At 35.4% G+C, this 22,092-nt stretch carries 24 protein-coding genes; 6 read left to right on the top strand and 18 right to left on the bottom strand.

Annotation, left to right across the window (positions count from 1 at the left end):
• Window positions 1-52: 52 nt before the first annotated feature.
• A complete protein-coding gene (locus NCE97_RS13650; RefSeq protein ID WP_353779837.1) occupies window positions 53-1,114 on the top strand; it encodes a helix-turn-helix domain-containing protein in 1,062 nt (353 codons plus the stop codon).
• Here NCE97_RS13650 and NCE97_RS13645 read toward each other — a convergent pair.
• The 4 genes from NCE97_RS13645 to NCE97_RS13630 all read right to left on the bottom strand — a co-directional run bounded on the left by NCE97_RS13645 (window position 1,111) and on the right by NCE97_RS13630 (window position 5,593).
• Window positions 1,111-1,557, bottom strand: coding sequence for a Na(+)-translocating NADH-quinone reductase subunit F (locus tag NCE97_RS13645; protein WP_353779836.1), 447 nt, complete (start codon window positions 1,555-1,557; stop codon window positions 1,111-1,113). The genes NCE97_RS13650 and NCE97_RS13645 overlap by 4 nt on opposite strands.
• A 49-nt stretch (window positions 1,558-1,606) precedes the next feature.
• Entirely contained in the window at window positions 1,607-3,022 is a 1,416-nt protein-coding gene (locus NCE97_RS13640; protein ID WP_353779835.1) for an MBOAT family O-acyltransferase, read from the bottom strand.
• A gap of 2 nt (window positions 3,023-3,024) precedes the next feature.
• Window positions 3,025-4,068: a hypothetical protein gene (locus tag NCE97_RS13635; protein ID WP_353779834.1), complete on the bottom strand. Its 1,044-nt coding sequence runs from the start codon at window positions 4,066-4,068 to the stop codon at window positions 3,025-3,027.
• 85 nt (window positions 4,069-4,153) lie between these two features.
• Window positions 4,154-5,593 (bottom strand): SLC13 family permease, encoded by a 1,440-nt coding sequence (locus tag NCE97_RS13630; protein ID WP_353779833.1) that lies wholly within the window; start codon window positions 5,591-5,593, stop codon window positions 4,154-4,156.
• Window positions 5,594-5,671: 78 nt separating this feature from the next.
• Between NCE97_RS13630 and NCE97_RS13625 the strand changes: the two genes are divergently transcribed.
• Window positions 5,672-6,049: a DUF8840 domain-containing protein gene (locus NCE97_RS13625; RefSeq protein ID WP_353779832.1), complete on the top strand. Its 378-nt coding sequence runs from the start codon at window positions 5,672-5,674 to the stop codon at window positions 6,047-6,049.
• On the top strand, window positions 6,050-7,033 hold the full coding sequence (locus tag NCE97_RS13620; RefSeq protein ID WP_353779831.1) for an FAD:protein FMN transferase: 984 nt from the start codon (window positions 6,050-6,052) through the stop codon (window positions 7,031-7,033). It abuts the gene before it with no gap.
• Window positions 7,034-7,085: 52 nt separating this feature from the next.
• On the opposite strand, the gene NCE97_RS13615 is transcribed toward NCE97_RS13620, so the two are convergent.
• Window positions 7,086-8,078, bottom strand: coding sequence for a T9SS type A sorting domain-containing protein (locus NCE97_RS13615; RefSeq protein WP_353779830.1), 993 nt, complete (start codon window positions 8,076-8,078; stop codon window positions 7,086-7,088).
• Between the two features lie 238 nt (window positions 8,079-8,316).
• Between NCE97_RS13615 and NCE97_RS13610 the strand changes: the two genes are divergently transcribed.
• Both NCE97_RS13610 and NCE97_RS13605 read left to right on the top strand, forming a co-directional pair.
• Window positions 8,317-9,675 carry a glycosyltransferase family 2 protein gene (locus NCE97_RS13610; protein ID WP_353779829.1) on the top strand — a complete coding sequence of 453 codons (1,359 nt, stop codon included), beginning with the start codon at window positions 8,317-8,319 and terminating at the stop codon, window positions 9,673-9,675.
• Window positions 9,672-10,478, top strand: a complete 807-nt coding sequence (locus NCE97_RS13605) for a YaiO family outer membrane beta-barrel protein (protein ID WP_353779828.1) — start codon at window positions 9,672-9,674, stop codon at window positions 10,476-10,478. The genes NCE97_RS13610 and NCE97_RS13605 overlap by 4 nt, the downstream gene beginning before the upstream one ends.
• 10 nt (window positions 10,479-10,488) lie before the next feature.
• On the opposite strand, the gene NCE97_RS13600 is transcribed toward NCE97_RS13605, so the two are convergent.
• The 5 genes from NCE97_RS13600 to gpmI are packed head-to-tail and all read right to left on the bottom strand — an operon-like array spanning window position 10,489 to window position 14,382.
• Window positions 10,489-11,256: a class I SAM-dependent methyltransferase gene (locus tag NCE97_RS13600; RefSeq protein ID WP_353779827.1), complete on the bottom strand. Its 768-nt coding sequence runs from the start codon at window positions 11,254-11,256 to the stop codon at window positions 10,489-10,491.
• Window positions 11,257-11,262: 6 nt separating this feature from the next.
• Window positions 11,263-11,580 (bottom strand): cupin domain-containing protein, encoded by a 318-nt coding sequence (locus NCE97_RS13595; protein WP_353779826.1) that lies wholly within the window; start codon window positions 11,578-11,580, stop codon window positions 11,263-11,265.
• Complete coding sequence (gene map, locus NCE97_RS13590; protein WP_353779825.1) at window positions 11,580-12,398, bottom strand: type I methionyl aminopeptidase; 819 nt, start codon at window positions 12,396-12,398, stop codon at window positions 11,580-11,582. The genes NCE97_RS13595 and map overlap by 1 nt, the downstream gene beginning before the upstream one ends.
• 1 nt (window position 12,399) lies before the next feature.
• Window positions 12,400-12,813, bottom strand: coding sequence for a BT0820 family HAD-type phosphatase (locus NCE97_RS13585; RefSeq protein WP_353779824.1), 414 nt, complete (start codon window positions 12,811-12,813; stop codon window positions 12,400-12,402).
• Window positions 12,814-12,861: 48 nt separating this feature from the next.
• Complete coding sequence (gene gpmI / locus NCE97_RS13580; protein WP_353779823.1) at window positions 12,862-14,382, bottom strand: 2,3-bisphosphoglycerate-independent phosphoglycerate mutase; 1,521 nt, start codon at window positions 14,380-14,382, stop codon at window positions 12,862-12,864.
• A 261-nt stretch (window positions 14,383-14,643) separates the two neighbouring features.
• On the opposite strand from gpmI, the gene NCE97_RS13575 reads away from it, so the two are divergent.
• Window positions 14,644-15,048 (top strand): ankyrin repeat domain-containing protein, encoded by a 405-nt coding sequence (locus NCE97_RS13575; protein ID WP_353779822.1) that lies wholly within the window; start codon window positions 14,644-14,646, stop codon window positions 15,046-15,048.
• A 58-nt stretch (window positions 15,049-15,106) separates the two neighbouring features.
• Here NCE97_RS13575 and NCE97_RS13570 read toward each other — a convergent pair whose 3' ends face one another.
• The 8 genes from NCE97_RS13570 to rsfS form a co-directional block, all read right to left on the bottom strand.
• Complete coding sequence (locus NCE97_RS13570; protein ID WP_353779821.1) at window positions 15,107-15,877, bottom strand: M48 family metalloprotease; 771 nt, start codon at window positions 15,875-15,877, stop codon at window positions 15,107-15,109.
• Between the two features lie 55 nt (window positions 15,878-15,932).
• Window positions 15,933-17,093 carry a M20/M25/M40 family metallo-hydrolase gene (locus NCE97_RS13565; protein ID WP_353779820.1) on the bottom strand — a complete coding sequence of 387 codons (1,161 nt, stop codon included), beginning with the start codon at window positions 17,091-17,093 and terminating at the stop codon, window positions 15,933-15,935.
• Window positions 17,094-17,149: 56 nt separating this feature from the next.
• The gene (locus NCE97_RS13560) at window positions 17,150-17,416 is read right to left on the bottom strand and encodes an acyl-CoA-binding protein (protein WP_353779819.1); all 267 of its coding nucleotides are present in this window, start codon (window positions 17,414-17,416) and stop codon (window positions 17,150-17,152) included.
• Window positions 17,413-18,066: a phosphatidylserine decarboxylase family protein gene (locus NCE97_RS13555; protein ID WP_353779818.1), complete on the bottom strand. Its 654-nt coding sequence runs from the start codon at window positions 18,064-18,066 to the stop codon at window positions 17,413-17,415. Before NCE97_RS13555 ends, NCE97_RS13560 begins: the two co-directional genes overlap by 4 nt.
• Complete coding sequence (locus tag NCE97_RS13550; RefSeq protein ID WP_353779817.1) at window positions 18,056-18,877, bottom strand: phosphatidate cytidylyltransferase; 822 nt, start codon at window positions 18,875-18,877, stop codon at window positions 18,056-18,058. Before NCE97_RS13550 ends, NCE97_RS13555 begins: the two co-directional genes overlap by 11 nt.
• Window positions 18,878-18,879: 2 nt before the next feature.
• Window positions 18,880-19,485 (bottom strand): LUD domain-containing protein, encoded by a 606-nt coding sequence (locus tag NCE97_RS13545; RefSeq protein ID WP_353779816.1) that lies wholly within the window; start codon window positions 19,483-19,485, stop codon window positions 18,880-18,882.
• A 118-nt stretch (window positions 19,486-19,603) separates the two neighbouring features.
• Window positions 19,604-21,628: an ATP-dependent zinc metalloprotease FtsH gene (ftsH, locus tag NCE97_RS13540; protein WP_353779815.1), complete on the bottom strand. Its 2,025-nt coding sequence runs from the start codon at window positions 21,626-21,628 to the stop codon at window positions 19,604-19,606.
• Between the two features lie 10 nt (window positions 21,629-21,638).
• Window positions 21,639-22,010: a ribosome silencing factor gene (rsfS, locus tag NCE97_RS13535; RefSeq protein ID WP_353779814.1), complete on the bottom strand. Its 372-nt coding sequence runs from the start codon at window positions 22,008-22,010 to the stop codon at window positions 21,639-21,641.
• Between the last annotated feature and the right edge of the window lie 82 nt (window positions 22,011-22,092).

Below are 22,092 nucleotides of genomic sequence, written 5' to 3'. Positions count from 1 at the left end.
TGTCGATTCATGAATTAGGACGTGTCAAAACAAAAAATGTGTAATATAGAGTATGGATATTCTTGCGATTATAGAAATTATTGCCATTGTTGTTTTGATAGGTTTTTTGGTTTTTAAACCAAAGCATAAAACATCTGACTTCTACCTTACTTTATCGTTGGTGTTGATATTGGTTTTAAGTATAGAAGAGTTTTTTGGGTTTGCTATTATTGATGCCGAAGAGGCATATATCACTACCTCGCATTTGCCAACAGTTTTAGGGTTTACCTTACTGGGACCAATGATTTATTTTCACATTAAGCATATCGTAAAGAATGAAAAAATTCCTTACAAATATGTCCACTTAGGATTGCCCATTATCAATGGAGTTATACTCACATTGATTTTAGCATTGTATGATAATCTCAATGTTCAAAACATCCTATTTTACCTCCAAGTTTTCTTTATAGTGTTATCATCAGTTGTCTATGGAATTTATATGATAACCTTTTATCAAAAATTATCATTCATAACCAATGCTTTAGGATCTAATATTAAACTATGGATAAGAGTAATTATTAGTGTTTATCTAGCTTATGCTGCTATAAATTTTTTATCCATGGCACTTTGGAATGTGGATATTATTGATGAATACGTTGTGTTATGGATGATTTCTGTGATTATCTCAACTACTATTACAATTATCATGTTTTATTTTGCTTTTAAGTGCGGTATTGTTAGCACAAGTAGAGAAACACTAGACGATACTATTGATAGTGAATCTAAAAAATGGGAAACCCTATTCAGTAAGATCAACGAAACTGTTACTAATGAGCACTTGTATTTAAACCCTCAAATAACCATAAATGATATTGCTAAAACTTTAAATAGTAATAATAGGTACATTTCTAAAGCTGTGAATGTTGGTTTTGGAGATTCTTTTACGAATTATATTAACTCGCTACGCCTTCAATTGTTTAAAGAAAAGTTATTAGAAACGAGTAATGCACATCTTAGCATTGATGCTATTTCTTTGGAGTGTGGATTTAACTCCAAATCGGCATTTAATAGATTCTTTAAAAAGGTTGAAGGGATCACACCTTCAGAATTCAGGATGAAGTATAAAGTGGATTAAAGTTCAACTAAATTAACTGTTCTTTGCTTAGTAAATAAGCTAGAGTAATCCATGATATTTCTAATACCGTCTAGCTGGCAAAGAAATTCTATTACCGCCTTTAGACCATTAAAAAGGACATCTTTGCTTTCAGGATATTCAGGTCTAATACCTTTGTGATGTAATGGTAAAGAATACCCACAGCCTTTCAAAAATTCAGCTTCTATTTGAAGTAATTCCATAGGTGTATAACCATTGAAACGCTTGTCAAATTTTTGATTTACCAATCCGACATAATTCAATTGTAAAGAGCCATGCTTGTCAGATAAGTTTTTCCAAGAATCTGTATTGTCCAAAATATTCCCAACAGCACATTGTTTAGAACATTCAGGGTTTAGATGATTGTTATGAAAAGCTGTGTATAGCTTTTGGATGGCATTATCGAAACGAGCAGTGGTCTTCATAACAAATCCTTTTTCTTTTAAAGATACAAAAGAATTTAATCATGATTCTTTAGAATTGAAAATAAATGAACTGTTCACCACTACCTTGCGATATTAATATCAAGAACACAAGTATTGCCCAAAAAACACCCAAAACAACTGGTGATGTCTTTTTTGAAACCTCTTTCATAGAGGTGTTTCGCATTATCCAGTGACAGATGAAAAGAATCGTAATGACTACGCCCACTTTTATGACTTCAAAAGTTTGTAATACTTTAGTACCTTCATCATTCATAAAAAACATAGACGTTATCATGTTCTTAGCAGTGCTAAATTCTCTAGCTCTAAAGAACACCCAAGTGATGTTTACACAAGTATAAGTGAGTAGAGCTAATAATATGCCTTGAATCCCAACAGTTTTTACGTTAACCTTTCCTCTAAATTGGCGTTCAATTACTAAATACAATCCATGCAATGCACCCCAAATCACAAAGGTCCACGCAGCTCCATGCCAAAGACCACCCAAAAGCATGGTAAGCATTAAGGCAATGTAGAGTCTTACAATACCGTGTCTATTACCACCTAAAGGAATATAGAGATAATCTCGCAACCAGCTAGAGAGTGAAATGTGCCAACGTTTCCAGAGGTCGGAAAAGCCAATGGCCGCATAGGGATATTTAAAGTTATCTGGGAGTACAATCCCAAGCATTAGAGCTATACCAATAGCACAGGTTGAATACCCAGCAAAATCAAAGAAAATTTGTCCAGAGAACGCTAAGGTTCCCATCCATGCATCTGTAGCATGCAATATATCTTTGGCACCAAAAACAGTATCCGCACTGCTCGATAGCAAAGTATCTGCCATCACAACTTTTTGAAATAACCCAATAGTCAATAAAAAGGCTCCCCATAAAAACTGATTCATTGTGGCTTTTTTGGGTTCGTAAAATTGAGTCACCAATTCCTTAGCTCTTACAATTGGACCAGCAACTAATTGTGGGAAGAACGTCACGTACAAGGCAAAATCTAAAAATGTTCGAGCACGTTCTGTCTTTCTATTGTACATGTCAATGGTATAAGACATGGTTTGAAACGTGTAAAATGAAATACCCATTGGAAGAATAATGTCCATAGGTTTCGCCTCGAAATTAATTCCAATAGCATTCACCAAATTGGTAAAGTTTTCTAACAAAAAGTCTCCATATTTGAAGAACCCGAGAAAACCTAGATTGACAGCTAAGCTTAATAGTAACCAAAGCTTACGCTTCTTTTGATCAGTTAAAACAGCTAGTTTTTTTCCAGCGGTCCAGTCGACCATTGTTGAAATCCATAACAGAATGACCAAAGGTGGATTCCACATGGCATAAAACAAATAACTAGCCATTAGCAACATGAATTTTTTCTGTTGCCATTTGAAAATTGGGCTATAATACAGTACCAAAACTATAGCCAGAAATACGAAGAAACTTAATGAGTTAAACAGCATGATTAATCGGCTTTAGTAGTTGGTAAAACATTATCGTTGAGCATTATCTTCACCAATTCTTTTGTGAAAGTATCCGCATTCTCAGCAGATAGGTGAGACCATTCTGGACAGCAATCTATAGTTTTTAATTGCTCATAGTCTTGATAATGATAACCAGGTGAATTGACTACAGTCAATAAACTGTCATAAAAGCGTTCTCTTGGTAAGAACATCGCTTCACCTTGTTCAAAAAACCCAGAAGATGGTGATCTTACAAAAATGATTTTCCCACCACGGGCTTTAAATGTTTTAGCATCTTGTTCAAAAAAAGCGGTTGTGCTGTTTTTATCTGGCGGCGGATTTTCACCACCCAAAATAAACTTCCAAGCCTTTTTAATCTTGTTGGCGGCAACAGTATCTGTAGAAGTTTCAACAGTCATTCTTACATTGCGATCTCTTCTCACGCTTCCAAATTCAAAAAACTCAGGATATCGAGGTCTACCAGTTCTGTTATTGATCTCTACATTATTGAGTAAAGTTTTCAAGTCTACATTATCGTCCAAAACTTCGCCATGAGTTGCTATAAACACAAAGTTTTCCTGTAGAGGAATCGATAACCAGTGATTAAACCGTTCGGACAAAGTCCTTTTATGAAAATAATCTACACGGGATTGTGGCCACTCAATAGGTGAGGCTTTGGGGTAAGTTGTTGAGAAAAACAAACCGGGAGTTACACCAACGATGACAGTGCCTTTAAAATCAGTATTGTTCACAATATCATGGAAAACAGGAAGAGGTGAACTTCCGACATTAGCCAGTTGTATTGGTTTTACACCTGTTAGTTTTTCAAACTCATCTAGTTGAATATTGAACATCACTCGAGACGATCCTACTATAATAATATCATCTGAGGTTAGTTTATCCACTTTTGCCCTAGAGGCTGCAAAGAGATATTTGTCGTCATCTACAGTAGGAACTCGACCTTGTGATCGCCAATAAAATTCCCATGAGGTTATAAAAATAAGGGTTAGGACTAGAGCAATAATTGCTGAAGTTTTAAGATTCATATGCTTACAATTGTAAACAGATCAAGCTTGGGGAGTAGTTTGGTTGGTTGTTAGATTTTCAGCTTAAAGGTACAATTTTGTATGATTAAAACACTAATGGTATAAAAAACTTAAACATAAGAATGAGCAGAGCCACTGCGATAAAGTTAAGAATAATCCCAGCTCTGGCCATTTCCTTCACCTTTATATAACCACTGGCAAAGACGATAGCATTTGGTGGTGTGGCCATCGGTAACATGAAAGCACAACTACTTGCTATAGTGACAGGGATTAATAGATACAGCATGTTAATTCCTAGCCCAATAGCTATACCAGCGACTACTGGAGCAAGTACAGCTACTAGTGCTACATTGCTCATCAACTCTGTCATAAAGAGCATTAGTACAATCAAAAGTGACGCCGTCAATAAGATGCTAATGTTGCTTCCAGCTATTCCATTAGCAACCATATCTACGATACCAGTACTAGACATGCCTTTGGCTAATGCTAAACCGCCACCAAATAAAATTAGAATTCCCCAGGCTAGTTTTTGGGTGTCATTCCATTGTAGTATGAAATTCCCAGATTTTAGATTATGCGGAATTACAAATAATGCTAACGCTCCAAAAATACTAATCATAGTATCCGTTAAATTCAATCCTGGTATAAGTGAATTAATCAATGACCTAAATATCCATAAGAATACAATAACTCCAAAAGTGATTAGTACTTGTCGCTCTTTGGGTGAAATAGATCCAAGTTTTTGTAATTCGTCATCAATGACATCAGCAGAGGTTCTAAACTCTAAACCATTATTTGGGAATAACCATTTTACCAAAACAAAATAGATAATCGTAATCAGCACAGCTGAAAATGGGAAGCCTATGAGCATCCATTTATAAAACGAGATTTCTGTGTTGTATTCATTTTCTAGTAAGCCAATTAATACTGAGTTTGGAGGTGTTCCAATAACAGTAGCAATTCCTCCGGCGTTAGCAGAAAATGCTATCCCTAGCATAATACTTAGTGCAAAGTTTTTGTCCTTTTTGGTAAAGCCATCTTCGTCGTCAATTAGTAATCGTATCACAGACAATGCAATAGGAAGCATCACTACTGTACTCGCCGTATTGCTAATCCACATGCTCATAAAGGCTGTGGCAATCATAAACCCAAGTATGACTCGGTTTGGTGTAGTGCCAGTACGTTTTACAATGGTTAAAGCAATGCGTTTGTGAAGATTAACCTTTTCAAGCGCTAATGCTAAAACAAAACCACCAAAGAACAGGAACACAATCGGGCTTCCATAGTTAGCACCAACATCTCCCATTGGCATTACTTTAAAAAGTGGAAATAGTAGCAATGGCAATAAAGATGTTACAGAAATAGAAACAGCTTCGGTAATCCACCAACAGACCATCCAAAGTGCAGTTGCGATGACTGTGTCTGCAGTTTCAGAAATAATTTGAATCGATGAAAATTGAAGGATTGCAAATAATAAAGGTCCCAAAAACAGACCTAATTTTTTTGAAGTAGGATAGTCTTTCATTTGAAGTAAAAATAGAAATTTAATTCGGAAATATCTGCGCCACGCAATACCTTTGCAAACAAGATTATTATTTATTTAATGTCAAAAGCACTCACCAAGCAAGAGTTACACAATCTTGCCATGAATCATGTTGGGAAAGACCTTGAACAGCGAGGTTTCGAATTCGTGGCAATAAATAGTCAGTTAAAGAAGCATCCACAATTTGTATGTATCGATAAGAACAATCAGTACTTCTTTGTTATTGTAAGAGCTGTAATGTTACCAGAAAATCCAAATAATTATGATGTGGTTTGGATGGAAACTTTCAAACAACATGCTAGAGACAAGGATGTTAAGGTGCTTTATGCAGGTGTTGGATTGGGGAATCCTAATGGAGAAGATTTGCCAGTTTATCTGAATGAAGATTATTTGATCGAATATAATGGCATTCAAGTCATTGAAACGAATTTGAATTAGATGAGACAGTTTTTAATAGGATTCTTAGCATTAGGATTGTTGTGGTCATGTAAGTCAGAACCAAAGAATACAAAAAATTCAAAGATTGGAGGTGCAGTATTTGGGACTACGTATTCTGTAATTTATGATTCTGCTGTAGATTATGAAAAGCAGTTTGATAGCTTATTCTATGTCATTAATAAATCCATGTCTACTTATATTCCAGATTCTGATATTTCTAAGTTGAACAGGAATGAAAATAATGTCATTGACAGTCATTTTAAAAAGGTTTTAGAATCATCATATTCTATTTTTGATAAAACTGAAGGTGCTTTCGATCCTACAATTGGTGCTGTGGTTAATGCTTGGAGCTTTGGTCCTGAGGGTAGAATAGTTGATCTTGATAGTCTAAAGATTGATAGCTTGATGCACTCTGTTGGATTAAAAAAAGTAAAGCGAATAGAACATACTGTCGTAAAACCAGAAGGTACCTTTATAGATTTTAATGCTATTGCTAAAGGTTATGCTGTAGATGTTGTTGCTGAGTTTTTAGAGTCTAAATCTATTGAGAATTATCTGGTAGAGATAGGAGGGGAGATAAGATGTAAGGGATATAATGCCGAAAAGCAATCGTCATGGACTGTAGGTATAGACAAGCCTAATTTTGATGGTAGTCAATCGGTGTTGAAGGCAATTAATTTGGAAGATGCTGCGATGGCAACTTCCGGAACCTATAGAAAATTCAAAGTGGATGAGCAGGGTAATCGCTTTGCACATATTATTGATACAAAAACTGGTTATCCTTCTAAAACCAATGTACTCAGCGTCTCAGTAATTGCTTCGGAATGTATGGTGGCTGATGCTTATGCTACGGCATTTCAAGCTATGGGGATAGAAAAAGTTATGGCGCTTTTAAAGAACAATTCAGAAGTAAAAGTATTCTTTGTATTTGAAAATGAAAACAACGAGTTAGAGACTTTAGCCTTGAATGGTTTTCCAGAATGAATATAAAATAAAAAAGGGAACTTGCTCCTAGTTCCCTTTTTATTAACTTCTACTATTTACTAATAATAAACTTTCCTTGATAAGTTTTTCCGACATCATCTATTAACCTGTAGAAGTAGATGCCATTAGATAGTTTAGAGCCATCATAAATAAAATCTCTACCATGAGGTCTTCTTAAATGCTGTTCGTTAACAAGAACACCTCTCATATCATAGACTTTTATACTTAAACTACTAATGTCGTTTGTTGAAGCAAATGAGGTTTGGGTTGAAAATGGATTAGGATAATTAACCATTTGCGTATTTAAAGGTTGTGATAAAGTATCTTCTCTTTTTTGAGTAAACGCAACATCATCAACTTTTAAGGTAAATGGTGCGTAATCTACTTGATTTCCTTTTATTGAAAACAGAATTGTCTTGATGTTACTTATGCTTATTGAGTTATCAAAAGATTCAAAATCAGTAAATGGGATTGAATAGAATGTCGCTTCATCGTTCGCTACGATAGTGTAAGATAATCTGTTGTCCCAAGACACTCCTTCTGGTAAAATAATGACTTCAACATCTCTGCTAGTATTGATAGAGAACTCTAAGTTTTCGTACTCTGAAACATCTAGTGATAAGTCTCCAGGCATGATATGTCTGAATAGGTTCATAGTTCCTTTAACTTGTCCAGAAACTATAGGATTTCTCTCAACATGGTATGTGTTATCTTTATATTCAACGTTTTTTTGAGCGACTTCATAATTATCTATGGTAGCGTCACTAGAGTCATAATCTAAAGCCCAAGGACCATCAGCTAAATACAGTAAATCTGGTATTGGTTGAGAATCGACTGCTAATGAGATGCCTACATCGAAAAGGTTATCGATATCTAGTTCGATGGTTTCTGTTAGTTCGCCAGATAAAGATTGTGTAACATTAAACCCTTCTCTATCTTCGGTTTCAGTAGCTGCAATTGTGCCATAGAATATTGCTTCTTCTGCACCAATAGTATTGGTAATGGTTAGATTTAATTTCCCGTTCGAATAATAACCAGATTTCACATAGACTTTTGGTATTCTGTTTTCTTCAGGGCTACTTAATAAGGGCTTTTGAGTTTCTAACTTAGATATTATAAAGACTTCAATATGTATTTGTCAAATGAAATTGAAAACATTGAGAAAGATTATGGTCACACTATTTTAACTCTTAACTCTTAGTATTATGTATATAGGTCAAAAAATATTCGAATTTTACTTTTACTTTTTTACGGCATATAGCGTTTCAATATTTATACTCTACATGAGCATAATGTTTGTTTCTCTAAGAGACATTAGGAGGTATTTCAGACGTAATAGTTATATCAATTATGTGAGCATTTTGTCTTCACCTTTTGCACCTTCAATTTCAATACTTGCACCAATGTATAATGAAGAAAAGAATGCTATTTCCTCAATACGATCGCTACTATCAAATCATTATGTGAACTACAATATCATTATCATTAATGATGGTAGCACCGACAGTACATTAGAGCTACTGATTAGTACATTCTCTTTAAAGAAAATTGAACACACAATAAACCAGAAGATTGAAACTAAAAAAGTAAAAGCCATTTACAAATCAACCAATGGAGCCTATGAAAAATTAATAGTAATAGATAAAGAGCAAGGCGGAAAGTCTGATGCCTTAAATGCAGGCTTGAATTTTTCTGAGAGTGATTACGTTTTAAGCATTGATGGTGATTGTATTCTGGCAGAAGACTCGTTACAGAAAATGATAAAACCGTTCATGGAATATACTGATAAAACAGTAGTGGCATCAGGTGGAGTAGTAAGAATTGCCAATGGTTGTGAAATAAAAGATGGGCGCTTAGTAGAGAAGAGATTGCCAACCCCATTTGTGTTGAGGTTTCAGATACTAGAATATCTGCGATCATTTCTATTAGCAAGGGTTGGCTGGACGCGTTGTAAGGGTCTGATGCATATTACTGGAGCTTTTGGAATTTTTGAACTAGAGAAAGCTATTATTGTTGGAGGTTATAATAAAGACACTTTGGGGGAAGACATGGATATCATTGTCAAAATCCAAAGATACATGTACGAAACCAAGCAAAAATTTAAAGTAGCATACATCCCTGATCCATTGTGCTGGACAGAAGCACCGTCAGATTATAAGAGTCTCTCTAGGCAGAGAAAACGTTGGACGCGTGGAAATATAAAAACGCTATGGGATCACAGAAAGATATTTTTTAATCCTAAATACGGATTAATGGGTATGCTTGGCTATCCTGTTTGGATACTTTATGAGCGTTTTGGGCCGATTATAGAACTTATAGGTATTGTCTACTTTATATGTGCTTCTTATTTGGGTCATGTCAACTGGCTATATACTATTTCATTTTTAATAGCTACATATCTATTTGCAATAATGTACTCGCTTTTGGCAATATTGACTGAAGAAGTAACCTATCATCAGTATAAGAAAAAAGGGGATTTAACCAAGTTAATACTTACAATATTTATGGAGCCTTTTACATATCATGTTTTTCTCCTATACCCAGCTTTACTTGGAAATATTGCGCAATTATTTAAGTTCAAAAAGAAGTGGGGGAGAATTGAAAGAGAAGGATTTCAAACTACAAATATTGGTCAGCTATGAAGAAATTAAATTCGTTACTATATCTAGTCTTCCTATGCTTTTGCACGACATTGACGGCACAAGATGACATTATCTTATATAAGGTAGATTCATTAAGAAATCATAATGCCATAAGTCTCAATTATTGGCTAGATACGTTCAGCGAAGTATATAAGCCAAGACACTTCACATCACTAGATTATAAGAAAAAAATAAAAGCAGGAGCCTTTATTGCTCGATTAAATTATGTGAATCGATTTAACATGGAAGACTATTCTTTTGAAATAGAAGCCTATCCAAAAATAAACGATAAAATGTACGCCCTTGTTAATTATGCTGGCTCCTTTAATAATACATTGTTACCAAAAAACCGATTTGGTTTGGAGCTTTTTCATATCATATTTAAAACTTACGAAGCCTCTTTCGGTTACCGATACTTAAAATTTGATAGTCGGGAGAATAACATCTATACAGTGTCATTGGGTAAATATTATAAACACTACTGGTTCAATTTTAGAACTTACATAACCACTAGTAATGGAAGCACTTCGTATTCGCACAATGCAATAGCAAGATATTATTTTAATGGTTCGCCAATGACTCACTTGTCATTCAATATTGCATATGGAACCTATTTCGAGCAATTGAACTTAGGCGATGTTTTCGGAGATTCGTTTGGACTAGAAGCCAATAGCCAGTTGAGGTTAAGTAACAAGCTATTCTTAAGGCTTGCATTATCATATAGAAGGGAGGAAATTTTATTTTCACCAGATGATTACCTTAGCAGATATTCATTTAAGTTTGGGTTGAAGAATATCTTTTAGATCGGAGATATTAATCTTTATGAACCACAGGAATTATTTCGCCTTTAGCCAAGCAGTACTTTTCAATATCGTCTTCAGAAAGTTTTGAAGTATAGTCTACTTCTTCAACCTTAAAACCAATAAAGCGAAGCTTATCAAAATAGTCGCGACCATAAATACGAACATGGTCGTATTGTCCAAAGATTTTTGCACGCTCTTTTTTGTCAGTGATGCTATCATCTTCAAATGTAACCTCACGTTTTAGATCTTGAGGTATTTGAAAGATTCCCCAACCGCCGGGTTTCATAACACGAAACAATTCTTGCATAGCTTTTGTGTCATCAGGAATGTGTTCCAAAACATGATTGCAGAGTATGATATCAAAGCTATTATCCTTGAAAGGAAGGTCGCAAATATCTGCTTTGACATCTGCTAATGGTGAATTGAGATCGGTAGTTGTATAGTCGAGATTTTTCATTGACATGAAACGCTTGTAGAAAGCTTGTTCAGGTGCAAAGTGAAGTACTTTTTTTTCAGCTGAAAAAAAATCAGTCTCATGTTTTAAATACAACCACAATAAACGATGACGTTCCAATGAGAGTGTAGAAGGGGATAGGACATTATTCCGTTGATTACCATAACCATATGGTAGAAAAGACCTGAAACTTTTTCCGTCTATTGGATCAGTAAACGTTGAGCCTTTTAAGAAAAGTGCTAACATGGGTCGAACAACATAACTCAACCTTATGAGAATAGGTCTCGGAATTACATTGAGTATTATTTTGAAAATACGTTTCAAGAGTGATTACTTGTAGTCCTCTCTTACTGGAGCAAAAATGTCTATAATTTTACAATCTGTAAGAGCTCTTCCAGAGTGGATTGCATTAGATGGAATTACCATAACACCTCCCGATTCGCAAACTGTAGATTTTCCTTCGATAGTGAGCTCGAATTTCCCTTCAGTAACAATAGCTATCTGTTCGTGTGCATGAGAATGTTCAGGTAAAAGAGCACCTTCATCAATATTCCAATGGGCAGTAGTCATATTATTACCATGCACAAATCGTACATTAAAACCAGGGATGAGTTCATTCTGAGGAATATTTGAAAGTCGAGTATACATTATAAAACCAATTGATTCTGTCTGAATTCTTGCTCTTCGTCACTTTCGATTCCAAGAGCTTCGTAGATATAGCCAAACGTTGATAATAATTCTGGCTTACCATTAACGATGGCAACATCGTGTTCAAAATGTGCACTAGGTTGCTTATCCAAAGTTGTAATAGTCCAACCATCTTTGTGTTGTTTGATGCGTTGTGTTCCCATATTTATCATAGGCTCAATGGCTACAACTTGCCCTTCAATGAACTTTTTACCACGACCACGACGTCCATAATTTGGCATTTCTGGGTCTTCGTGCATTTTGCGTCCAAGACCATGACCTACTAATTCTCTAACGACACCATAACCATGAGCTTCGCAGTATTTTTGTATAGCAAAACCAACATCTCCAACACGGTTTCCAATTTTGTATTCTCTAATACCTACATAAAGAGACTCTTTAGTAATCTTTAGCAATTTTTCAGTTTCAGCATCAATCTCGCCAACAGGGAATGTGTAAGCATGATCACCATAAAAACCATTGAGTATGGCACCACAATCTATACTGATAATATCACCTTCTTCGAGAGGCGTATCATTAGGAATACCATGAACAACCTGCTCATTTGGGCTAACGCAAAGCGTATTAGGGAAGTCATATAACCCTAAGAAACCAGGAATTGCACCTTGGTCTCTAATATACTCTTCAGCAATTTTATCTAGCTGAAGTGTAGTGACCCCGGGTTTTACTTCCTTAGCCAAGATGCCCAGTGTTCTGGAAACAACCAAAGCACTTTCTCGCATTAACTCTATTTCTTCTAATGTTTTGGCTATAATCATGCTATCGTTTTAAAAATGAAAACAATCCTTTTCGTTGAGGTCTTTTGGCAATATCTAAATCTTTGTTCGATATCTTTTGATAGATTTCTCCCCAGCCCAATACGCCACCAAGATTTCTATCATCGATAAATAGGTCTGCGTATATCTTTCTGCTCTTAGAATTGTCGAATTGCTCCTCAGGAAAACTATGGTTTACAGCATAAAACTCGATACCGTTATCTCTACAGAAATCTACAGCTTCTTGCAACCTTACATCACAACGATACGTCCATAAGATTAATCGATGACCATCTTCTTCTAAACGCTTTAAAGTTTCGAAAGCGAATATCCTTGGCTTACCAATTTTTGGGTAAGCATCTTCTACGATAGTACCATCGAAATCTACTGCTATTATTAGTCTATCCTGAAAATTCATGCTTAGTTTTTACGTTGGCAAAAGTACGATAAATATATGGATTCTAATTTATTCGATTAGAGACTTACAAGTCATAGCTTCAGGCTGTTCTACACCCATTAGTTTTAATATTGTTGGTGCAATATCACCAAGAATGCCATCGTTTATTTGCTTCAATTCCTTATCAATAAGAATAATTGGAACTGGGTTTGTCGTGTGCGCAGTATGAGGCGACCCATCAGGATTAATCATTGTCTCGCAATTTCCATGATCAGCAATAAGTATCGTAGTATATCCATTGTCTAGGGCAGCGTTAACAACATCTTTTGTACATTCATCTACAGCCTCGCAAGCTTTGATCGCAGCTTCCATAACACCTGTATGACCTACCATATCTCCATTGGCAAAGTTTAAACATACAAAATCAACATCACCTTTATGTAATTCAGGAATTAGAGCATCTCTCAATTCGTAAGCGCTCATCTCAGGTTTAAGATCGTAAGTGGCTACCTTTGGAGAATTTCTAAGGATGCGCGTTTCGCCTTCAAAAGGCTCTTCTTCACCACCCGAAAAGAAAAAAGTAACATGGGGATATTTTTCGGTTTCAGCAATTCTTATTTGCGTTTTTCCATGATTAGCCAAGACTTCCCCAAGTGTATTATTTAGATTTTCCTTTTTGAAAACAATATTGATGTTCTTAAAGGTGTCATCGTAATTAGTCATGGTTACATAATGCAGGTCTAGCTTATGCATGTTTTGTTCATGAAAGTCTTTTTGAGATAATGCTTCTGTAAGTTGACGACCTCGATCTGTTCTAAAATTGAAAAAGACAACAACATCACCATCTTTGATTTTTGCTGTTGGCTGTTTAGAATCATTAACCATCACTATCGGTTTGATGAATTCATCTGTAATATCTTCTTCGTAACTATTTTCAATGGATTTTAAAGCATTGGTAGATTGTTCTCCAATGCCATTAACAATGGCATCATATGCTAATTTTATACGTTCCCAACGTTTGTCTCTATCCATAGCATAGTAGCGACCAGTGACTGTGGCCAATTTTCCGTTAACTTTTTCCAGATGGTCTTCTAATTCTGAAATAAAACCATAACCAGATTTAGGATCTACATCGCGACCATCAGTAAATGCATGAACATAAAGTTGATCCAGACCATATTCATTAGCAGTATCTAACAAACCAAAAAGATGATTGATATGCGAATGCACACCACCATCACTCACTAATCCCAAAAAATGGATAGGTTTTGAATTCGTCTTTGCATACTTGAAAGCTTCAATTAAAGTGCTTTCTTGAGCTAGTGTTTTATTTTGAACAGCTAAATTTATTTTGGCTAGGTCTTGGTACACGATTCTACCTGCTCCAAGATTCATGTGTCCAACTTCACTATTTCCCATTTGGCCTTCGGGTAAACCAACATGCAGTCCATCGGTTCGTAAACTGGCATTTGGGTAAGTGTCGTAAAGTGAATCTATAAATGGCGTATTAGCATGGTCTATTGCAGAGACAGACGGATCTGGAGAGGTTCCCCAACCGTCAAGGATCATCAAAATAACTTTTTTATTCATGTGCCTTAGTTAGGGTTTCAAAGATAAGTCATTATATGACTATATAATATTTTAAGAAATCAAAATATGGTAGATTACATCTTTCTTAAGGAAGCTTTTCCATAATCTTACTGAGTATCTGTGTATTAATATAGTATTAACAGATTTGTTTAGAAAGCGTTAAATAAATGTTATTTATAGTTTTTTAGTGTAACACTTATGGAAATATGTCGTCTCTTTAATGTAATCAAAAAACAAATCAATTAATTTAAATCTTTCATCATGAAAAAAACAGCAGTAATTATTGCATTAGCATTAGGGTTTTCAGTAAGCTCTGTAAATGCTACTAACAACTTTGAAACTATTGACAACCTAGAAGTTACAACTTCTATTGCAAAAGTAAAGGTGAATCCTTTTTGTACTTCAATTGCTAAAGGAGACATCGACACAGTAAAAAAACTTATCGAGCTTGGTTCAGACGTAAACCAAAAGTCTAATGGAATGACACCATTACAATATGCAGCTAAATTTAACAGAGTAGAAATTATGAAACTCTTAATTAAGCATGGTGCAAAAGTTGGTGTAAGATCTGATAAAGGAATGACTGCTATGAAATATGCGAAAATGTCTAACGCTAAAGAAGCAGTAGCTTTATTAAAAGAATTAAGTAAGAAGAAAAAATCTTAAATGCCTGATTAAACTAAGGCAATTATTTGAGTTGGTTAGTTAGAAGAATGCGTCCTTTTTAGGACGCATTTTTGTATTTTCTAATGGCTTCTTTTATTTTTTCAATTCTGTTTTCAGGATCTGGATGTGTACTTTGAAACTCCGGTACACGATTTGGGCCAGCCGCCGCTTTTAAAATCTGCATTACGCCAATTAAGGCTTCAGGATCGTAACCAGCATCGATCATAAATTTCACACCAAGCTCATCACTTTCCAGTTCATCTCCACGACCATTTTTCAATAATGTCTGTTGACCTATTCCATTAACCAGCCCGCCCATATCGGCTCCAACAGATGCTCCTGTAGATACGGTACGCCAAAACTCAGTTTCACCAATACGTTCTGCAGAATGTTTACCTAAGACATGACCAATTTCGTGACCTAGAACTCCTGCTAATTGATCTTCACTTTCTAATTTAGAGAATAGGGCATAAGTGATAAAGATTTGTCCTCCAGGTAAAGCAAAAGCATTGATTGTATTTGGATCTGCGAGTAAATGAAACTCATATTTGTATGGTGTTTGCTTAGCTATACTATTATTTACAAGCTTGTTTCCTACATTGTCAACTAAAGCCTGCCAACGATTGTCTGGATGTAAACCACCATGTTGTCTTGCCATTTGCGGAGCACTTTGTAGCCCAATAGCTATCTCCTGATCTGGCGTCATTGTAATGGTTTGTGTTCTGCCTGTGTAAGGATTTTTTTCTTGCTGACTGCATTTTTTGAAGAATGCAAACGCAACAATGGCCAACCCGATAAGAAGGCGAATTTTTAAATTTTTTCCTCTCATTAGTTCTAAGGATTAATGAATCTTAAAATTACAAAGTTCTATTAATATCTTAAAATTAATGGATTACAATTTTCTTGTTCAGACTTTTAGAACCAGAACTCACATTGACGACATAAATGCCTTTGCTTAGACTTGCCGTGCTAATACTGTTGAATTGATTTTCCAAGGAAGTACTGTTTAATACAATCTTACCCAATGTGTCAGAGATGTACATAGAAGGCGTTTCTGGTGCAGGTGTTTCAAAATCTATGTGAAGCGTATTGGTTGAGGTATCGTTGTAGATTTTAAGCTCATCATTTGTAAATTGAGGTGTAGACAGCGCTTCTGTGCCAATTGCAAAATGTAATGCTGCACCAAGTGATCCTTTGGTTACCTCAGTTAGATAACTGACGTCCATATTGGCCAGAGTATCATTTGGTGAATGTGCATAAGGCGATTGATTCTTTTCGAACAATCCAGTAATCACTTCACCATTATTTTCAAAAGGAATATAATCCGATCCGTAAGCAAAAGAAATTTCAGTGTTAAGGTTTGAATATAGCTCCATACAATTAGCTAACTGTATGGTAGCTTCAGTCGAAGCTGCGTTATTAGTTGGAGGGCTACTTCTGTCTTCTTCGCAGACAATAGTATCATTGACTTGCCCACTAACGCCACCAACTTCATCAATATTGAATACTAAAGAGATGTTTAAATTTTGAGGATTAACCGTATTGTTTACATAATAACTACTTCCCCAAAGGCCATCTTCTTCTCCACTAAAATGAATGAACTTAATAGAATATTCAGTGTCAACATCTTTCAGAAGTCTTGCTAATTCCAGAATGAGGACTGTACCACTTCCATTATCGTTAGCTCCTGGTCCATTAATGGTGTCGTAATGACCATCGATGATCAGGAATGTATTAGGATAAACCGTGCCTGTTTTAGTGATAATGATATTATTACTAGTACCACTAGCATAAGTGAACTCTTGTAGCTCTACATTAGTATACCCTAAATTTTGATAACGTTGTACAATCCAATTCTCGGCATTGGTTAGAGCATTAGTTCCTACTTCCTTAACTCCAAAATTCTCAAAAGTCGTAAGATCATTCAGAATATTTGTATAGGATACGTTATCTACTAAAGAGCCATAAAAAGCATCGAAAGTTTGAGCGTTTACCGTACACGAAAATAGCGCGCACAGCAAAGCAGCGATAGAATTAGTCTTCATAAAAATAGCAATTGCACTATAAATATAAGACTTTGAAAATAAATGCTAAGATTTACCTATTTCCTATAGAGGAAGTAGTTGTTTACGAGGTCGATATAAATTCGTTTGGCCTCATCTACGCTAACATTTTTTACCTGAAAAAGGGCATTGGTTTTGAAGGCATTAATCATGGGTTTTCGGCTGCTAGGCCTTCCGTAATTGTTAGTCGCTTTTTTATAGTAGGCGTAAAGGCGTAATAAAAAATCGGCAGGAAAAGGGCCTTCAAGCGCATTGATTCGCTCTACGGCATCTTGAAATTCTTTATCTAGTTCTTCAGAAGTCATGGCATTTCTGCAATAATACTTTCTCCGCCTCTTACTTTTTGGTTAAGGTCTACTTTAATCTTTGCATCTAAAGGTAAGAACAAATCCACTCTAGAGCCAAACTTAATGAATCCAGAATCCGCACCTTGTACAACTTTGGTTTCTGGGACTGCATAATTTACGATACGCTTGGCCAGCGCACCTGCAATTTGTCTGTATAGAATTTTTCCTGAGTTTTGGTTTTCTACTACAACAGTAGTACGTTCGTTTTCTTCACTGGCTTTAGGGTGCCAAGCCACAAGATATTTTCCGGGATGATATTTACTGAATGCAATCTCGCCACCAATTGGATACCTTGTAACATGTACGTTTATTGGAGACATAAAGACAGAAACTTGTAAACGCTTATCATTAAAATATTCTGGCTCAAAAACCTCTTCAATAACAACAACTTTACCATCTACAGGAGATAATGCATGGTTGTCGTTGATTACAGTTTTTCTCTTGGGATTTCTGAAGAATTGAAGAATAAGAATGAAGAATACCAATGCCAAAACCATTAATCCAGTTCTTAACCAATAAATGGTAACAAATTCATCTACCAAGAACAATAATCCAACGGTAAATACCATTGAAAAGAAAATTATTTTATGACCTTCTTTATGAAACATAATCAATAAATCTTAAAAATACATATACAAATGGTGCCGCAAATATTATACTATCGAGGCGATCTAGAAGGCCTCCGTGTCCTGGCATAATAACACCACTATCTTTAACTTCTGCTTGACGCTTAAATTTGGATTCTATCAAGTCTCCCAGTGTACCAAAAACGCTCACAATAATAGCTAAAATAAGCCACTTGGTGAAATCTAATGTCTCTGTAAAGGTAGCAATAAAATAGCTAGCGATACATGCAAAAAAGAGACCACCTAGGAACCCTTCTACTGTCTTTTTTGGAGAAACTCTAGGGAACAGTTTTTGCTTACCAAAATTCTTGCCGATTAGATATGCAAAAGAATCATTTACCCATACCAAAATGAAACATCCAAGAAGTAGATACGGAGTAAAGGTTCTATTGAAATGTGCTATAAGAATTAAGAATACAAATCCGCTTGTAAGGTAACATGTTGTAATGATGAAACGCTTAGTGTTGAAAAGGGGAATTCGCTTTTCTGAAAACAAATCTTTAATCAAGAATAGTAACACAAAAATCGTTATCACTTGAAGGATCTGTACTGCTTCACTAAAACCATTTTCGTAGCCTATAAGTTCATCCCAGAACCCAAAGCAAACATAGAGTATCAAAAAGATGATGTAAGGGACTATACTTTTGAGATGAATAAGTTTGTTGAATTCCATCAAACTGATGATTCCAAAAACAAAAAACACTCCAATGAGAACATAAGACCATTTGAGTGATATTAGTAATAAGCTTACATATATGGCTCCAGATATAGCTCTAGTAGCAAGTTCTTTCATGTTTAAAGATCTTCTAAGAGCAGTAAATATAAGTTTTTTGAACTACTTCCGTAAGTGAGAAAGTCTTTATTGTCTTCACTTTTGAAATGCTTTATCGTAGTGATATTCGTAGGTATTTTGGCTTTGTTTTTAGCTTTGATACCTTTTAACCCTTCACCAATATTTTCTACAAATTGGCTAGTTGTAGCATAGATGATGAAGTTTATTGGTAATTCTTTGAGTTTTTTCTCTGCAATTTGATTGGAACAAATTAATAATGAACCATCATCAGAAATTAAGTATTCGCAAGTGGATAAGAAGAAAGTGCCTTGAGGTATTGATTTAGTTACTTTGAGATTGGCGTCTTTGAATAAGTCTTCTAGTCGTTCGTCTAGTAAAAGTGCATCTTTGTCATTCCACTTATTCTCCTCGAGAATATTACCCAAACTTTGATGAACCTCTCCCATGTTTTCACAATACAGAAATTTCCCTCCATTGGCTTTAAAATTTATTGTAAATCTTTCGTCAATTGGGAGCTTAACTTCTGGCATGTATTTGCCACGTTCTTCGTTTTTTATGTTTTCTTCGGAATTGTCTTTAAGTCCAAAGATTTTACGAAATAGGCTCATTTATAAGGTAACTATTAATCTGGGTTCTTCTGCAATTTACCAAATATAAAAAAACTTAAACGAACACGGGGTTTATTTAAGTTTTTTCTAAGAGTATATCGATGAGTTACAGCATTAATTATTCCTCTACTGTATCCTCTTGTGTTTTTTGCTTAAGATCGAATTCTTTAACAGGATCTTCGTTTTCTTCTTTTTGGGCTTCAGATTTATCTTTATCAAATGGTCGTTCACCAAAGATTTTTTCCAAATTGTCTTTAAAGATTACTTCTTTTTCCAAAAGAACTTCTGCAAGCTCGGTAAGCTTATCTTTATTATCTGCCAAAATCTTTAACGCACGCTGATATTGCTCTTCAATAATATCTGAAATCTCTTTATCAATTAGTTCTGCAGTTTGCTCACTGTAAGGCTTTGTAAAACCGCCATATTCAGATTGCCCAGAAGAGTCGTAGTATGTGAGGTTACCTACTTTATCACTCAAACCATAGATAGTAACCATAGCTCTAGCTTGCTTTGTAACTTTTTCCAAATCGCTAAGCGCCCCTGTAGAAATTTTATCGAAAATTACTTTTTCTGCAGCTCTACCACCTAATGCAGCACACATTTCATCAAGCATTTGTTCTGGTCGAACAATTAAGCGTTCTTCAGGTAAATACCAAGCAGCACCTAGAGAACGTCCACGAGGAACGATAGTAACTTTTACCAGAGGGGCAGCATGCTCTAGCATCCAGCTTACAGTGGCATGACCAGCTTCATGAAATGCAACAGCGCGTTTCTCTTCAGGTGTTATAATTTTATTTTTCTTTTCTAATCCTCCTACAATTCTATCAACAGCATCCAAGAAGTCTTGTTTGTTTACTGCTTTCTTATTGTTTCTAGCAGCAATTAAAGCCGCTTCGTTACATACATTGGCAATGTCAGCTCCAGAGAAACCTGGTGTTTGTTTAGCTAAGAAATCTACGTCTAGGTTGTCGGCCTTTTTCAAAGGCTTTAAATGAACTTCAAAAATCTCTTTTCGCTCTCTAACGTCTGGAAGATCTACAAAAATTTGACGATCAAAACGACCAGCACGCATTAAGGCTTTGTCGAGGACATCTGCTCGGTTTGTTGCTGCTAATACAATGACATTTGTATTCGTGCCAAAGCCGTCCATTTCAGTTAATAACTGGTTCAATGTATTTTCACGTTCATCATTAGAACCAGAGAAATTGTTTTTACCTCTTGCTCTACCTATCGCATCAATCTCATCAATGAAAATGATAGAAGGTGATTTTTCTTTGGCTTGCTTAAAGAGGTCACGTACTCTAGAAGCACCAACACCTACGAACATTTCAACAAAATCTGAACCAGATAATGAGAAGAAAGGTACTTTAGCTTCACCTGCTACTGCTTTGGCAAGAAGCGTTTTACCAGTTCCTGGAGGGCCAACAAGTAGCGCACCTTTTGGAATCTTTCCACCTAATGATGTGTATTTTTCAGGATTTTTAAGGAAATCTACAATCTCTTGGACTTCTTCTTTTGCACCTTCGAGTCCGGCTACATCTTTGAAAGATGTTTTGGTATCCGACTTTTCGTCAAACAGCTTTGCTCTAGATTTACCAATATTGAATATTTGTCCACCTGCACCTCCACTAGCACCAGAAGACATACGCCTCATAATGAATATCCAAACACCTATAATCAATACAAAAGGGAGGAGGGTAAGTAATAAATCGCCCCATACATTTTGATCTGTATCGAAGGTTAACTCTGTGTCGAGGTTTTTGTCTCCAATGACTTTGTTGACTTCATTTTCGAAATTTTGTAGGTCTCCAAACTCAAACGTATAGTTTGGTATTGCAGATACTGTAGGGATTAAGCTCTTAGATTTGGCATTTTTATGTTTATCCTTCTCTAAGGCTTCTTTTGATAAAAAGACATTGGCAACGTGAGTGTTTCTTATAATCTCAAGTTTAGCTACATCTCCATCTTCAAGATACTCCATGAATTGCGCAGGAGACGTTCGCTTTACGCTAGAGCCTCCAAACCCGCCAGAAACGATTTGTATTCCAAGGAAGATTGCAATCACAATACCATAAATCCAATAAGGACTTATTTTTGGTTTCTTGTTTAAATTCTTGTTATTGTTATTATTATCGTTTGCCATTAATGTTTTTTTAGTAACTAGTTTCTATAACGGTTGTTTTGGCATCTCCCCAAAGACTTTCAATATCATAAAACTCTCTGATATGCTTCTGAAATACATGAACTACGACATTAACGTAATCCATAAGAACCCATTCGGCATTATCATTACCTTCAATGTGCCATGGCTTATCTTTTAGTTCTTTGCTAACTTTTTTCTGGACGGAATTAACAATGGCGTTTACTTGGGTGTTGGAAGTTCCTTCGCATATTATGAAATAATCACAAACCGTGTTTTCTATTTCTCTTAAATCTAAAATATTAATTTCTTGTCCTTTTACATCTTCAATGCCGCTCAAAATCACTGATATCAGTTGATCCGCATTCGGTTTTTCTTTCGTCATTAAATTGATTTAAATTTGTACAAAGTTATTACTTTTTTAATTCTTAAAGCGCTTTATTTGTCTTAAGAAAGTTATAAAAACT

The sequence above is a fragment of the Winogradskyella sp. 3972H.M.0a.05 genome, assembly GCF_040493455.1.
Classification (GTDB): Bacteria; Bacteroidota; Bacteroidia; order Flavobacteriales; family Flavobacteriaceae; genus Microcosmobacter.
This window is presented reverse-complemented; position numbering and strand designations above follow the sequence as displayed.